Annotated in this window: 13 protein-coding genes; 3 read left to right on the top strand and 10 right to left on the bottom strand. The window is 68.7% G+C overall.

Features of this window, described 5'->3' with window-relative positions:
- Positions 1-4 precede the first annotated feature (4 nt).
- A complete protein-coding gene (locus E0H73_RS11415; RefSeq protein ID WP_165555595.1) occupies positions 5-1,801 on the top strand; it encodes an AfsR/SARP family transcriptional regulator in 1,797 nt (598 codons plus the stop codon).
- Here E0H73_RS11415 and E0H73_RS11410 read toward each other — a convergent pair.
- Positions 1,792-4,758 (bottom strand): sacsin N-terminal ATP-binding-like domain-containing protein, encoded by a 2,967-nt coding sequence (locus E0H73_RS11410; protein WP_131353731.1) that lies wholly within the window; start codon positions 4,756-4,758, stop codon positions 1,792-1,794. The two genes, E0H73_RS11415 and E0H73_RS11410, sit on opposite strands and share 10 nt — an antisense overlap.
- Before the next feature lie 125 nt (positions 4,759-4,883).
- Here E0H73_RS11410 and E0H73_RS11405 point away from each other — a divergent pair, with 125 nt between their 5' ends.
- Together E0H73_RS11405 and E0H73_RS11400 are read left to right on the top strand one after the other, a co-directional pair.
- Positions 4,884-5,681 carry an SGNH/GDSL hydrolase family protein gene (locus tag E0H73_RS11405; RefSeq protein WP_202867326.1) on the top strand — a complete coding sequence of 266 codons (798 nt, stop codon included), beginning with the start codon at positions 4,884-4,886 and terminating at the stop codon, positions 5,679-5,681.
- A gap of 4 nt (positions 5,682-5,685) precedes the next feature.
- The gene (locus E0H73_RS11400; RefSeq protein WP_238163947.1) at positions 5,686-6,282 is read left to right on the top strand and encodes a GNAT family N-acetyltransferase; all 597 of its coding nucleotides are present in this window, start codon (positions 5,686-5,688) and stop codon (positions 6,280-6,282) included.
- On the opposite strand, the gene E0H73_RS11395 is transcribed toward E0H73_RS11400, so the two are convergent.
- The 9 genes from E0H73_RS11395 to E0H73_RS11355 all read right to left on the bottom strand — a co-directional run bounded on the left by E0H73_RS11395 (position 6,279) and on the right by E0H73_RS11355 (position 14,005).
- Positions 6,279-7,076 carry a GNAT family N-acetyltransferase gene (locus E0H73_RS11395; RefSeq protein ID WP_238163946.1) on the bottom strand — a complete coding sequence of 266 codons (798 nt, stop codon included), beginning with the start codon at positions 7,074-7,076 and terminating at the stop codon, positions 6,279-6,281. The two genes, E0H73_RS11400 and E0H73_RS11395, sit on opposite strands and share 4 nt — an antisense overlap.
- Before the next feature lie 52 nt (positions 7,077-7,128).
- The gene (locus E0H73_RS11390; protein WP_131353727.1) at positions 7,129-7,317 is read right to left on the bottom strand and encodes a hypothetical protein; all 189 of its coding nucleotides are present in this window, start codon (positions 7,315-7,317) and stop codon (positions 7,129-7,131) included.
- Between the two features lie 77 nt (positions 7,318-7,394).
- A complete protein-coding gene (locus E0H73_RS11385; RefSeq protein WP_238163945.1) occupies positions 7,395-8,117 on the bottom strand; it encodes a YqjF family protein in 723 nt (240 codons plus the stop codon).
- Positions 8,118-8,122: 5 nt separating this feature from the next.
- Entirely contained in the window at positions 8,123-8,443 is a 321-nt protein-coding gene (locus E0H73_RS11380) for a hypothetical protein (protein WP_131353725.1), read from the bottom strand.
- A gap of 67 nt (positions 8,444-8,510) precedes the next feature.
- On the bottom strand, positions 8,511-9,512 hold the full coding sequence (locus E0H73_RS11375) for a sugar phosphate isomerase/epimerase family protein (RefSeq protein ID WP_131353723.1): 1,002 nt from the start codon (positions 9,510-9,512) through the stop codon (positions 8,511-8,513).
- A gap of 25 nt (positions 9,513-9,537) precedes the next feature.
- Positions 9,538-10,698, bottom strand: coding sequence for a xylose isomerase (xylA, locus tag E0H73_RS11370; RefSeq protein WP_131353721.1), 1,161 nt, complete (start codon positions 10,696-10,698; stop codon positions 9,538-9,540).
- A complete protein-coding gene (locus E0H73_RS11365; RefSeq protein WP_131353719.1) occupies positions 10,695-11,858 on the bottom strand; it encodes a Gfo/Idh/MocA family protein in 1,164 nt (387 codons plus the stop codon). The genes xylA and E0H73_RS11365 overlap by 4 nt, the downstream gene beginning before the upstream one ends.
- A gap of 30 nt (positions 11,859-11,888) precedes the next feature.
- On the bottom strand, positions 11,889-12,935 hold the full coding sequence (locus E0H73_RS11360) for a substrate-binding domain-containing protein (protein ID WP_131353717.1): 1,047 nt from the start codon (positions 12,933-12,935) through the stop codon (positions 11,889-11,891).
- 23 nt (positions 12,936-12,958) lie between these two features.
- Entirely contained in the window at positions 12,959-14,005 is a 1,047-nt protein-coding gene (locus tag E0H73_RS11355; RefSeq protein WP_238163944.1) for an ABC transporter permease, read from the bottom strand.
- Positions 14,006-14,011 lie beyond the last annotated feature (6 nt).

Below are 14,011 nucleotides of genomic sequence, written 5' to 3'. Positions count from 1 at the left end.
GTCTTTGCCGACGATCCGTCTGCTGGGACCACCGGAGATCGAGCGCGACGGCGAACCGGGCCGTCAACCTCGGGGGCGCAAGGCGTGGGCGCTGCTCGGCTATCTGCTCCTGGCCGAGCGGCCGCCCAGCCGGCGTCGCCTCGCCGAACTGTTCTTCGCCGACGCCGAGGATCCACTGGGTGCATTGCGCTGGTCGTTGGCTGAGCTCCGACGGGCGATCGGCGTACCGGATCTGCTGACGGGTGATCCGGTGGTGACGGCTCTCGACGATGCAACGACAGTCGACGTACTGCTCGTCGGCGAACCGTCCACGGCGCCGGAATCCCTGCTGTCATTGGGCGGAGAGCTCCTGGAGGGCGTGGAGCTCGAGTCCTGCCCGGAGTTCGAGTCGTGGTTGCTGGTCGAGCGGCGTCGGGTGGCCGGAGCGCTCGAGGCACGGCTGCGGCAGAACGCGGTCGCTCATCTCGCCGCTGGGCAGGCTGACCAGGCGATTCCCTTTGCGGCCAAGGCGGTCGCGATCAATCCGCATGAGCAGGGCAACCATGAACTCCTGATCCGCAGCCTGGCCACGTCAGGTGATCGCGTCGCGGCACTGCGGCAGATAGCGATCTGCGAGGACCTGTTCCGGCGCGAACTGGGCGTCGAGGTGTCGACGTCGCTGCAGGAGGCCGCGACGGTCGCGCCGCAGTCGCCCGCTCCCCTGAGCGGTCGCGCGGCTGCCGTCAGTCAGCTTCAAGCAGGACGTGCCGCGATCGTTGCCGGTGCGGTCGATGCGGGTCTGCAGTGTCTGCGCCAGGCTGCTGCGCTGGCGGTGCAGTGTCGTGACAAGACGCTGGAAGCGCGTGCACTCGCGGCTCTTGGCGGTGCCCTCGTGCATGCGATCCGCGGTCATGACGAGGAAGGTGCGATCGTTCTGCACGAGGCTCTGCTCGTGGCGGATCAGGCGGGTGAGCGCGCCACCGCCGTTCTCGCGTTCCGCGAGCTGGGGTTCATCGAGGTCCAGGCGGGTCGCCGGAGGACCGGTGATGAGTGGCTGGCGAAGGCCCAGGCTCTCGCCGATTCGGATGAGGAGAACGCCGCGATCCTCGGCGTACGCGGGATGAACTCCTCCGACCGATCCGACTACCCGACCGCCTTCGAGCAACTGGGCGAATCGGTCGAACTCGCCGCACGCTGCGGCGACCGACGTCAACAGGCCTGGTCGCTGTCACTGGTCGGACGCGCACATCTGCTGCGCGGTGAGTACGGCGAGGCCACGGCGGCGCTGGCGGAATCACTCGACCTGGTCCACCGAGAACGATGGATCGCGTTCCTGCCCTGGCCGCAGACATTCGCCGCCGAACTCGACCTGCACGCCGGCAAACTCGACGCCGCGGTCGAGGGTTTCGAACAGGCCTGGGCGTTGGGTTGCCAGCTCGGCGACCCTTGCTGGGAAGGGATGGCGGGTCGAGGTCTCGCAATGCTGAACGCCCAGCAAGGCGACCACTCCGCGGCGACCAAGTGGCTGGACCTGGCCCTCACCCGCGCCAGTACCGAACCGGACCGCTACCAGTGGGTCCACGCCCACGTCCTGGACGCCGCAATCACCGCAGCCCTCGACCAGTCCGACCACGACCGCGCCCTCCAATTGGCCGGCCGCCTATCCGCCCTGGCCGCCCGCTGCGACCTCCGCGAACTCCTGGTCCACGCCAACCTCCACCTAAGCCACCTAGGCAACCCCCAAGCAGCCCAAACCGCCCAAACCCTAAGCACCACAATCGACAACCCCGCCCTCCACAACCTCATCAGTTATCAGTCGTAGGCGGCGTCGGTTAGGAGTTCTGAGGTTCGGTGGGGTTCGTTGAGTACGGCTCGGATCACGTGGCGCTGGTCCCAGCGGGCGCTGGCCCAGGCGAGTGCCTTGGCCAGGCCGTCGAAGGTCGCGGCGTGGGGCGCGCCGTCGCTGTCGACCCACCACGACACCTCGACGCCGTCGACGGTGAGTTCCTCGTGTTCCCACCAGGTCTGCGGGACCCCGGGGACCAGCTCACGGACAATATCGGGTACGTCGGCCGCCGTACCCTCGCCGTCGATCTTGCCCTCGGCAACTTCCTGCGCCATCGGTACGTCGAACAGGTCACTCAACCCGTCCGCCGCCGCACCGGACGCCACCACAAAACCGCCGAGATCCTCGCGCTGCAACCACATCGGCCCGTCGACGACCACCGCCTGACCCGCATCGATCACCTGGGTCGCCCCGTCGTCGCCCAGCACCCGCACCTGATCCGGCGCATCACCAGGGAAGAGCGACAACGTCCCCAACTGACGCCAGAGACGCAGCAGAGCACTCTCGTCGACCTCGCGCTCAGGGTCCGCGATCCGCTCCAGCACCAGACTGATGCCATCGGCATCGAGATCGCCGACCTCCCGAACCAGGCCGATCGCCGTACGCACCTCAGGATCAAGCCCCGCGGTCCACTCCGGCGCCTCGTCCAGGAACGTCGCCAGCACCGGCTCCGCATCCGGATCGGCCCGCCCGGCCAGCGGTTCCCCGTCCTCGAGCACAACGCGCTCCCGGATCCACCAAGCCGAGTACGACGGTACGCCGAGCGGCCGGTCGTCCGGCCCGACAACGCGCACCTGTGTCACCAACGCGCGACGCAAGTCCGGAGACGATCCGAGCAACTCGAGCACCCGCGGCCAAGCGTCATCGGTGATCCAGTCCAGGTCCCGGATCGCGCTCAGCTCACCGACCGTCGCGCCGTACCGAGATCCATCCGGCGCCACGTCGTACGCCCAGTCCTCGATGCCATCCAAGTCCTTCAATGACTCAGGCAGCTGGTCAAGCGCGACGTCCGAAGCCGTTACCAGGCCGAGCGTCGCGAGGACCCCGACGGCCTCCAGCGCCGGCAGACCATAGCGATCGAGTACGGCGCGATCGATCGGCGCGACTTCCTCGTCGTCGAGCACCTCTGCAGCCTCGGACCCGGGAATCACCAGAGCGTTCGCAGGCACCAGTTCGCCGTCAGCGTCACGCAGGACAAGGTCCGAGAGCCACCACAATCCCTCCGCCTGCGACGGATCGGCCGCGACCAGACTGAGCACGGCATCCGCGATCGCATCCGGATCATCGGCATCGACGGAGTGCTCGGCAGCGGTCCGCACGGCGCTGTCCTCGAGTAACGACCGCGGCGTAGCGGACAGCGCCCCGAGCCGCTCGAGCGCCGGGTCGACCGCCTCCGGATGAACGATCCGTACGCCGTACTCCCCGAAGGCAGCGAGGATGCCAGTCGGAATCTCCGGCCCAGGCAGGAGAAGCCCGCGCACACCACGCACGAGCCGACCGTCGGCGAGCGGGACCGGAAGCGTGCCAAGGGACTCACGCAGCAACGCGTCGGTCACCATCCCGCTGAGAGACGCGTAGAGAGCGCGCCACCAAGCGGGAGATTCGTCGGCGGCCACTCCCCCGAGCTGATCCACCACCTCGGCCAACTCGAGCCTGCGGACACCAAGCGTCTCGAGGGCCAGCCTGTCCTGCAGCGTCGACCGAATCAGCCCGCGGACAATCGGCGCGAGAACTGCGTTGAACGCGGCATCGGCGCCGTCGACCACGACGGCGTCCCGCGGCCGGAGCAACGTCCCGTCCTCGACCGCCCGGACGATCGCGGTCCCGGGCAGGACGGCAACGATCTCCTCCCGGAGAGCGCGATCAAGCGTTCCCGCCGCGAGCCCGGTCGGCACGAGGTGGAGTACGTCGTCGCCGTCCTCGACACGCGCTTGCAGCAGATCGGCGTACGCCGTCGCCGCTCCGCGAACCAGTCGATCGGTCAGCGGCCCCTTGGCGACATGCCGCCGGGTCGGATCGAGCGGGAAGCTCGCCAGCAACAACGCCGGCAACGACAACGGTTCATCGGTCGGAGTGGGCGCCTGCACGACCCCAGGCAGCTCCACCTGACCGCGCGGCAAGGCCCAGAGGACCGACCAGGTCGGGCGAGAGCGCTCCTCGATCGGACGGTCGGCGAGCAGTTTCTCGCGTTCACGGTCGTCGAAGACACCGGCGGCGCGACCCACCCACCAACGGGACTCGGCGTCCTCCAGGACCCGGTGCCCGTCCGCGGTATCGATGTCGATCCGCTCGAGATCAGGCAGCGCAAGCAACAGCGCGTCGTCCGCCTCCTCGAGCAACCGGCGAACGAGCGCGGCCGCGTTCTCGTCCCGCAGCGGCAGAATCACTGCGGTGTCGTAGCCCTCCGGCGGCTCACCGTCGGCTTCGAACGGCAGCCGCAGCACCGGCACCTGCCCGTCGCGCCGGCGTACCTCGGTGTCCAGCCCGGACGACCCGACCGCCACGATCGCCGCCGCCGTGTCCGCCTTCGAGAACCGCACGCCGCCGGTGCGCGACAGGATCACCGGCTCGTCGGTCACTGCGAGTACGGCGGAGAATCCGACGCCGAACCGCCCGACCGCGGCCTCGTCCCGCTTGGCCGAGGCACGCAAGGTCGCGAGCGATTCGACTCCCTCGGCGGACAACGGCGTACCGGTGTTCGCCACGACCAGCGTGCTGCCACGGAGCTCGTAGAGAACGCGTCCCGGCGTACCGGCCCGTGCCGCGGCGTCGGCCGCGTTCTGCGCCAGTTCGATCACCAGGCGGTCGGCGTACCCGCCGAGGGCGAGATCCTCCTCGGCGTTGGCGTCCTCACGGAACCGCACCGGCGCCGCCGACCACCCGGCCAGCACCCGGTCGCGAATCCCCGCCGTACCGAACACGTCGTCGCTCACCGGTGCAGTATGCCGGGTGCGGCTCCGGACCGGGCTACCTGCCTACTGGAAGGGGCAGCCGCATGACCCGGTTCCTTTCGATAACAGGTTGTCGGCTCATCGTGTCAGGTCGCTATCGTGGTCGGGTGATCGATCCCGGCAGCCGGTACGTCGCCCTTGGCAGTTCGTTCGCGGCCGGACCGGGGATCGACCCGATCGTGCACAAGCCGGCCGGTCGATCGGGCCGCAACTACGCGCACCTGGTCGCCGCGGAGTTCGGCCTGGACCTCGTGGACGTGACGTACTCCGGCGCCACCACGGCCAACGTCCTCGACACCCAGCAGGACGACGCGCCGCCACAACTCGACGCCGTCACGCCGGACGCCGCGCTCGTCACGATCACTGTCGGCGGCAACGATCTCGACTACATCGGGACGTTCATCCGCGGCAGCATGCTCAACACCCTCGCGAAACCGGCCACCCTCCTCGGCCGCCGTGTCGCCAATCGCATCCGTGCCCGGGTCAGCTACCTCAAGGACGACACGGAGTACCAAGCCGTCACCGACTCGCTCACGAACGTCGTCGAGCAGGTTCGTGGTCGTGCTCCACAGGCCCGCATCGTGCTCGTCGACTACCTGACCCTGGTCGGGCCGAGCACTCGGCCGCGTCTCGACGTACCGCTGAACGAAGAGCAGTTGCCGAGCGTCGCCATGATGGCCGACGGTCTGGCTGCCGCCTTCGCCAAGGCTGCCGCGGCCGGCGGCGCTGACCTGGTCGCCGCGTCGGCCGCCAGCCGCGACCACGCCATCGGCTCGCCCGAGCCGTGGATCACCGCGTTCACGCTGCGCCCGCCGGGAATGCTCGGCGGCGTCGTCCCGTATCACCCGAACGCGGCCGGCATGCGCGCCGTAGCGGAGCTCGTGATCGCCACACTGAAGGTCTGACGTCGTGGGCGGCCAGAAGGTGCGGCAGGCAACGGTCTCGGACGTCGAGCCCGCGGTCCGGACGTTGGCCCGCGCGTTCGAGGACTATCCGATGACCCGGATGGGTCTCGACCCGGACGACTATCCGGCCAGACTCGCGCAGTACCAGCGCCTGTTCCTGACCGAGATCGGTCTGGCCCAAGGACGCGTCTGGGTCACTGACGATGTCAGCGCGGTCGCGGTCTGGACGACTCCGTCGACGCCGGCAGACGTCTTCGCGCCGCACGCGGACGCGTTCCAGGCGCTCGCCGGGTCGCGGGCCGCGCTCGCCGCGGAGTACGAGGAGGCGATGGGCATCTTCCGTCCGCGGGAGCCGATCTGGTTCCTGGGGCTGCTCGGTGTCGAGCCCGACCGTCAGCACCAGGGACTCGGGCGAGCAGTGGTCGCGCCCGGTCTGGCCGCGGCCGATCAGGACCGCTCGCCGGCGTTCCTCGAAACCCAGGAGCCGGCGAACCTGCCGTTCTACGAGTCCCTGGGCTTCGTCACCGTCGCTGAGCTGCAACTCCCCCACGACGGGCCGATCCACTACGCCCTCTACCGGCCTGCGAGGTCAGGACACTAGGGCGTGTAGACGTACGGCGTCGTCGTGGTGATGGCGAGGAAGCCGAGACGCTGGAGGATCGGGGAACTGTCGTCGGACGCGTCGACGTGGAGGTAGCGGTAGCCGAGCTCGACCGCGCGCGCGGCGCGAACCGCCACCAGCGCCTTGTAGATGCCCCTGCCGCGCCAGTCGGCCAGCGTCGAACCACCCCAGAGGCCGGTGAACTCAGTGCCCTTCTTGTAGACCGCCCACGCCGCCGACACGACTTCACCGTCGGCCTCGGCGGCGTAGATGTCGGTCAAACCGGTCGCGTGGCGACGGTCCAGGTCGTCGGCCAGCCAGGACCAGTTCTCGTTCCAGACGGTCGACTCCATCGCGGCGATGCGCTCGAAGTCGGCGCGGTCGTTCACCAGGCCGATCGTCACTCCCTCGACGGTCGCGCGGCCGCGCAGGCGCTCGGCGATGTCCGAGCTGTTCGCGACGAGAACGGTTTCCTGGTCCTCCGGCACGAAGCCGGCCGCACGCAGCCGATCGGGCAGGTCCGCCGGGAGGTCGTGGCCGCGGAGCTTCCACTCGACCGCCTGACCCTTCGCCGCGAAGAAGTCCCGCTGGCGTGCGATCAGGGCGTCGACCTCGGCATCGTCGAGGCCTTCCAGAGTGCGATAGCTGACGAACCCCCGGCTCGGGTACTCGACCCGGATCACCGGCCCGTCCCAGCTCGTCGGTACGTCGGCGGTCTCACTCGTCCCGCGCATCTGCTCGTCGTACACGGCCAGCAGGCGCTCTGCCAGCTCAGTCTTCGCTACATCCGTCACAACAGGACTCTGACACGCTTGCAGGTGGTCCCGCGTCGCATTTGACCCAGCTTCAGCGTGTCGCCACTCTCGTCGCGCCGCGCCACCCGAACCGCAACCAGCCGCGGGCACTCCGACGAGGGCGCTGGGTGCTCTTGCGCTCGACCCGATTCTCACTCTCCGTGGTGATCGGATCGGTCTTCTGCTCGCGTCGATCCGCGGCGTTGTGACTCAGCGACACCATCAGGTTCAGCGGTTCCATCGTTTCGTCCTCCGGTTCCGGGCACCGTCTGCCGGCGCCTACACCCCTACGTCGGAGCCGATCGGGCGACTTTGACATCAAATCCGGATCGGCAGCGCGAAAGTCGCAGGGACGCCGGGACTGTGGAGGACATGGTCTGGTGGGCGGGTCGGTTCGGTGAGGCCGACGGAGGCAAACAGACTGCCGATCTCCAAGGTGCTGACAGTGGCGGCGCGGAACGTCCACACCGGATGGTGGTTGGGCAGATACCAGGTACGCCGGGCCCGGTGCGTGTGGAGGCCCCACCGAGCGGTGAGGAAGTCGGTCAGCGGATCTGATGCGACCGGCGAGCCGATCTCAACGGTGATCGTCGAGGCCGCGTGCACACCCGGCCGGCGAAGGACCGACGTGTACGTGTGCTGGTCGGCGACCTGCGTGTGCGTCATCTGCGCCCAGCGATACGGCAGGCCGAAGATCGTACGGGCCGCCGCGACCACGGCAAGCCGGTCGGCATCGAGGCTGAGGAAGACGACACCACGACACCCGGACTCGTCGACGGAGTACAGCCGGATGTTCATCTCGAGGAACGACCCCAGCACTGGTACGGCGGGACCGTGCGGGAACCCGGTGTCGGTCATCCGGAACGGCACCAGCCCGACGTACGTGCGGCCCTCGAACGTGTCGGGACACGTGCCCGGCGGGAAGAAGTGCGCGACCTCAGCCGGGTCCAGCGCCCAGTGCAGGAACGTCAGATCCAGCCACTGCTGCCGCAGGATCCGCGGTCGCTCGAGCTCCGGCGCATCCGGCCAGATCACGTCCACCGCGTTCAGTCGACGGTCGGACGGACCTCGCAGGTCGGCAGGCCGTCGTTCAGTTGGCACACCAGGTAAGGCGACGAGGACTCATCCGGAGACCGCCACGGCATGACCGCCTCGCCGGTCAGCAACGCGTCGAGCGTCTGCAGCTCGGGGTCGCGTTGTTCGGCGTGATGCCGGTATCCGGCGGCGCCGAGTGCGAGCGCGATCGCCATGCCGAGGAGGTTCACCTCGGTCGGCTGATCGGGAGCGACCGAGTCCTCCGCCGGCTCGAGCTTGATGCCGTGATCCGGCACCTCGACGATGCGCGCGACGTACCTGCCAGCTGTCATGAGACCGAGCGTAGCCCCAGGCCGCCGGCCACCGTGGGAGGTCCCCTCAGGGACCTCCCAGCAGGCTCTACGAGGAGAAGGCGGCGTCGAAGGAGGCGGTGGGTGGGTCGAAGGCGAGGGAGCGGACGAACTGGAGGGCTTCGGCGGCGCCGACGAGGCGGTCCATGCCGGCGTCCTCCCATTCGACCGAGATCGGGCCGGCGTATCCGATCGTGTTCAGCATCCGGAAGCACGCCTCCCACGGGACGTCGCCGTGGCCGGTCGAGACGAAGTCCCAGCCGCGCCGCGGATCGCCCCAGGCCAGGTGCGAACCCATCCGGCCGTTGCGGCCGTTGCCGACCTGGCGCTTCGCGTCCTTGCAGTCGACGTGGTAGATCCGGTCCTTGAAGTCCCACAGGAAGCCGACCGGGTCGAGGTCCTGCCAGACGAAGTGCGACGGGTCCCAGTTCAGCCCGAACGCCTCCCGGTGGCCGATCGCCTCCAGCGTCGCGGTGGTCGACCAGTAGTCGTACGCGATCTCCGACGGATGTACTTCGTGGGCGAACCGCACCCCGACCTCGTCGAAGACGTCGAGGATCGGGTTCCAGCGGTCGGCGAAGTCCTGGTACCCGGCCTCGATCATGGCCGGCGGCACCGGCGGGAACATCGCGATCGTCTTCCAGATCGACGACCCGGTGAAGCCGACGACCACGTCGACCCCGAGGGCGCGGGCCGCGCGGGCGGTCGTCTTCATCTCCTCGGCGGCGCGCTGCCGCACTCCCTCGGGATCGCCGTCGCCCCAGATGTGCGCGGGCAGGATCGCCTGGTGCCGCTGGTCGATCGGGTCGTCGCAGACCGCCTGGCCGAGCAGGTGGTTGGAGATCGTCCACACCTTCAGGTTGTGCTTCTCCAGGATGTCGCGGCGATCGCGGACGTACGCCTCGTCCTCGGCCGCACGCCGTACGTCGAGGTGGTCACCCCAGCAGGCGATCTCCAGCCCTTCGTAGCCCCAGGAGGACGCCAGCCGGGCGACCTCCTCGAACGGCAGGTCGGCCCACTGGCCGGTGAACAGGGTGATCGGTCGAGCCATGTCATCCTCTCCTTTCCGAACAGGGTCACCGAACGCCGAGCAGGTGCTCCATCGCCAACTGGTCCAGCTTCTCGAACCCGAGACCGCGCTCGGCCAGCGCTTCCCGGTCGTACTTGGAGTTACGGAGGTCGGCCAGGCTCTCACCCTCGGCCAGGGTGGGCTCGGACAACTCCGCCACCCGTGCGGCGGCCAGCGCCTCCACAACCTCGGGGTCGGCGCGGAACGCCTGAACCTTGTCGCGCAGGATCAGGTAGTTGCGCATGCAGCCCCGCGCGGTCTCCCAGACGCCTTCCTCGTCCTCGGTCCGCGGCGGCTTGTAGTCGAAGTGGATGTAGCCGTCGTACGCCGGCTGGTTCCCGGATCCCTGCAGTACGTCGACCGTCCAGAACGCCTCCCGCAGATTGCCCGCACCGAACCGCAGGTCCTGGTCGAAGCGCGGACCGTGCTGCCCGTTCAGGTCGATGTGGTACAGCTTCCCGTGCCACAGCGCCTGCGCGATCCCGTGCGCGTAGTTCAGGCTGGCCATCTGCTCGTGGCCGACCTCGGGGTTGATGCCGACCAGTTCGGGATCCGCCAGATCGTTGATGAAGGCAATCGCATGCCCGATCGACGGCAGCAGGATGTCACCGCGCGGCTCGTTCGGCTTCGGCTCGATCGCGAAGCGGATGTTGTAGCCCTGCTCCCGCACGTAGGCGCAGAGCAGATCCATCGACTCCTTGTACCGGTCGAGTGCGGCCCGCACGTCCTTGGACCCACCGGACTCCGCACCCTCGCGACCGCCCCAGAGGACGTACGTCGTGGCGCCGAGCTCGGCCGCCAGGTCGACGTTGCGGAGCACCTTGGCCAGCGCGTACCGGCGGACCTGACGGTCGTTGGCGGTCAGGCCACCGTCCTTGAAGACCGGGTGCGCGAACAGGTTCGTGGTCATCATCTCGACGGCCAGGCCGGTGTCGGCCAGGGCCTTCGTGAAGCGCTCGAGGGTCTGACCGCGGGTGGCGTCGTCGGGAACGACGTCGTCATCGTGGAACGTGACCGCCGCGGCTCCCAGTTCCGCGAGCTTCTCCACCGCGTGGACCGGGTCCATCGCCGGACGGACCGCCGTACCGAAGACGTCGACGCCCTGCCAGCCGACCGTCCAGAGACCGAACGAGAACTTGTCGTCCTTGGTCGGGGTATAACTAGTCATTCAGGAATCTCCTGCCATTGTCGGGAGGTCGAACTGGCCTCGACCGCGGCCAGCACACGCTGGACCCGCAGCCCGTCGGCGAACGACGGCGTCGGATCGGCTCCTTCGGCGATCGCGGTCACCAGGTCGACGGCTTGATGGGTGAACCCGTGCTCGTAGCCGAGCAGGTGGCCGGGCGGCCACCACGCCTCGACGTACGGGTGGGCGGACTCGGTGGCGAGGATCCGGCGGAAGCCCGCGGTCCTCGCGTCTTCTGCTCCGTCGTAGAAGTGCAGGAGGTTCATGTCCTCGAAGTCGAACGCGAGGCTGCCGTCACTGCCGTTGATCTCGATCCGGATCGCGTTCTTCCGCCCGGTCGCGAACCGGGTCGCCTCGAACACCCCGAGCGCGCCGGACCGGAAGTGCGCCAGGAAGACCGCCGCGTCGTCGACGGTGACCGGTCCGCGCTCGGTGCCCGCCGTACCGGCCAGGCCCGAGTGCTCGGCCGCGACCGGCCGCTCCTTCACGAACGTCTCGAGCTGACCGCTCACCTCGGCGATGTTGTCACCGGTGATGTACTGCGTCAGGTCGATGATGTGCGCGCCGATGTCGCCGAGGGCGCCCGAGCCGGCCTTCTCCTTGTCCAGCCGCCACGACAGCGGCGCCTCCGGATCGGCGATCCAGTCCTGCAGGTACTGCGCCCGGACGTGCCGGATCGTCCCGAGCTTGCCCTCGGCAACGAGCTGGCGGGCCAGCCCGATCGCCGGCACCCGGCGATAGGTGAACCCGACCATCGACCTGATCCCCTTGGCCCTGGCCGCTTCCGCCGCGGCCGTCATCGCCTCGGCCTCCTCGACCGTGTTGGCCAGCGGTTTCTCGCACAGGACGTGCTTGCCGGCCTCCAGAGCGGCGATCGCGATCTCGGCGTGGCTGTCCCCCGGCGTACACACGTCGATCAGCTGGACGTCGTCGCGGCCGAGCAGCTTGCGCCAGTCGGTCTCGGTCTCCTTCCAGCCGAGCTTCGTCGCGGCCGCCTGGACAGCCTCGGGGTTGCGGCCACAGAGCACGTTCATGGCCGGGTCCAGCGGCAGGTCGAAGAAGCGCGGCGCGCTCCGCCAGGCCTGCGAGTGGGCCGCGCCCATGAACGCGTAGCCGATCAGGCCGATGCCCAGGTTCGTCATAGCTCTCCTCGTCAGCTCTCGCTGTGTTTGTCAGCTTTCGAAGGCGGTAGGCATGTACTGGTCCACGTTGTCCTTGGTGACGACCGGCGCGTACAGCTGCACGGTGCGCGGCACCTCGACCTCCACCAGGTCGCCGAGGGCCTTCTTCTGCACCAGCAGGCGGGCCAGCCGGACACCGTCGGCGCCCTGCGTGGACGGGTAGATGACGGTGGCCTTCAGCAACGAGTTGCCGGACTTGATGTCCCGCATCACGTTCGCCGAGCCGGCCCCGCCGACGACGAAGAACTCCTTGCGGCCGGAGTTCTTGATCGCGGCCATCACGCCGACGCCCTGGTCGTCGTCGTGGTTCCAGATCGCGTCGATCTTCGGCGCCGCCTGCAGCAGGTTGGCCGCGGCCTTCTCACCGGACTCGACGGTGAACTCGGCGGCGACCCGGTTGCTCACCTTCAGGCCGCAGTCGGCCAGCGCTTCCTTGAAGCCCTTGCTGCGGTCCTGGGTCAGCGGCAGCGAGTCGATGCCGGCGATCTCCGCGACCACAGCGTCCTTCTTGTCCTTCAGCTGCTGGCAGATGTACGTGCCGGCCGAGACACCCATGCCGTGGTTGTCACCGAGGATCGTGGTCCGGGCCGCGAACGGGCTGTCGAACTCACGGTCGACGTTCACCACCGTGATACCGGCCTCCATCGCCTTCGTCGCCACCGGGGTGAGCGCCGCGCCGTCGAACGGCAGCAGCACGATCGCGTCCACCTTCTGGTTGATGAAGGTCTCGACCTGGCTGATCTGCAGGTTCACGTCGTTCGTGCCCTCGGCAACGATCAGCTCGACGTCGGGGTACTTCTTCGCCTCCGCCTGGGTCGTCTTGGTGATGGCGCCCATCCAGCCGTGGTCGGCGGCCGGCGCGGAGAACCCGATCCGCACCTTCTTGCCGGGCTCGTCGTTCTTCCCGGCCGCGACCGCAGGGGCCGGGGCGTTGTCGCTCTCCTCGGCCTTCGGGGTGTTGCTGGTACAGGCGGCCAGGGCGAGCACACCCAGACCGGCGATGGCGGCGGTTGCGAATGTTCGTGTTCGTGCGGACATCGTTGTCCCCTCCTTGTGGCGGTTCATTGGCTGGTTGCCCGGGCGGCGAGTCGCTGCTGGAGGAGGACGGCGATCACGATGATCGCCCCCTTGGCGACCGACTGGGCGGAGATGCTCAGGTTGTTCAGCGTGAAGACGTTGTTCAGGGTGGTGAAGATCAGGACACCGAAGACGGTGCCGACGATCGTGCCGCGGCCGCCGGACAGCAGCGTGCCGCCGATCACCACGGCCGCGATCGCGTCCAGCTCGTACAACTGGCCGTGGGTCGAACTACCGGTCGTGGTCCGGGCCATCAGCATCACCGCGGCGATCCCGCAGCACAGCCCGGCCAGGACGTAGAGGGCGACGGTATGGCGCTGCACCTTGATGCCGGCCAGCCGGGCGGCCTCGGAGTTGCCGCCGACGGCGAAGGTGCGGCGGCCGAACGTGGTCCTGTTCAGCAGCACCCAGCCGGCCGCGGCGACCAGCAGGAAGATCCACACCAGCACCGGTACGCCGATCAGCGATCCGCCGAAGAAGTCGACGAACGAGTTCACCGTGATGATCTGGGTCTTCCGGTCGGAGATGATCTCGGCCAGACCGCGGGCCGCCGCCAGCATCGCCAGCGTCGCGATGAACGGCACGACCTTGCCGTAGGCAACGAGCAGCCCGTTCACCAGGCCACAGGCCGCACCGACGACGAGCGCCGTAGTGACCATGAAGATCCAGTGCAGGTCCGACGCCAGTTGCTGAGTGGCCAGCGTGGTCGCCCAGACCGAGGCGAGCGCGACCATCGCGCCGACCGACAGGTCGATCCCGCCACCGGTGATCACGAACGTCATGCCGATGCTGACCACGCCGATCACGGCCGCGAGCCGCAGGATCGTCAGCACATTGGCGCCGGTGGCGAACGTGTCCCCCGCCGTGATCACTCCGACGATGCAGAGCAGAACCAGCGCCACCACCAGACCGAGGTTGCGTCCCACGCCACTGTGCATCAGCCCGGTCGAGCGTTGCGCGGCAGGTGGAGTGACCGTTGCCTGTGTAGACGTGGTCTGCTCCGGAGGACGTGCGCCATCCTCGACAGTCATGTGGCC

The sequence above is a fragment of the Kribbella pittospori genome (assembly GCF_004331465.1).
Classification (GTDB): domain Bacteria; phylum Actinomycetota; class Actinomycetes; order Propionibacteriales; family Kribbellaceae; genus Kribbella; species Kribbella pittospori.
This window is presented reverse-complemented; position numbering and strand designations above follow the sequence as displayed.

Excerpts from the sequence above, each read along its gene's own strand:
- E0H73_RS11390 (WP_131353727.1), bottom strand. The coding sequence starts at position 7,317 with ATGGAACCGCTGAACCTGATGGTGTCGCTGAGTCACAACGCCGCGGAT.
- E0H73_RS11380 (WP_131353725.1), bottom strand. The coding sequence starts at position 8,443 with ATGACAGCTGGCAGGTACGTCGCGCGCATCGTCGAGGTGCCGGATCAC.
- E0H73_RS11375 (WP_131353723.1), bottom strand. The coding sequence starts at position 9,512 with ATGGCTCGACCGATCACCCTGTTCACCGGCCAGTGGGCCGACCTGCCG.
- xylA (WP_131353721.1), bottom strand. The coding sequence starts at position 10,698 with ATGACTAGTTATACCCCGACCAAGGACGACAAGTTCTCGTTCGGTCTC.
- E0H73_RS11365 (WP_131353719.1), bottom strand. The coding sequence starts at position 11,858 with ATGACGAACCTGGGCATCGGCCTGATCGGCTACGCGTTCATGGGCGCG.
- E0H73_RS11360 (WP_131353717.1), bottom strand. The coding sequence starts at position 12,935 with ATGTCCGCACGAACACGAACATTCGCAACCGCCGCCATCGCCGGTCTG.
- E0H73_RS11355 (WP_238163944.1), bottom strand. The coding sequence starts at position 14,005 with ATGACTGTCGAGGATGGCGCACGTCCTCCGGAGCAGACCACGTCTACA.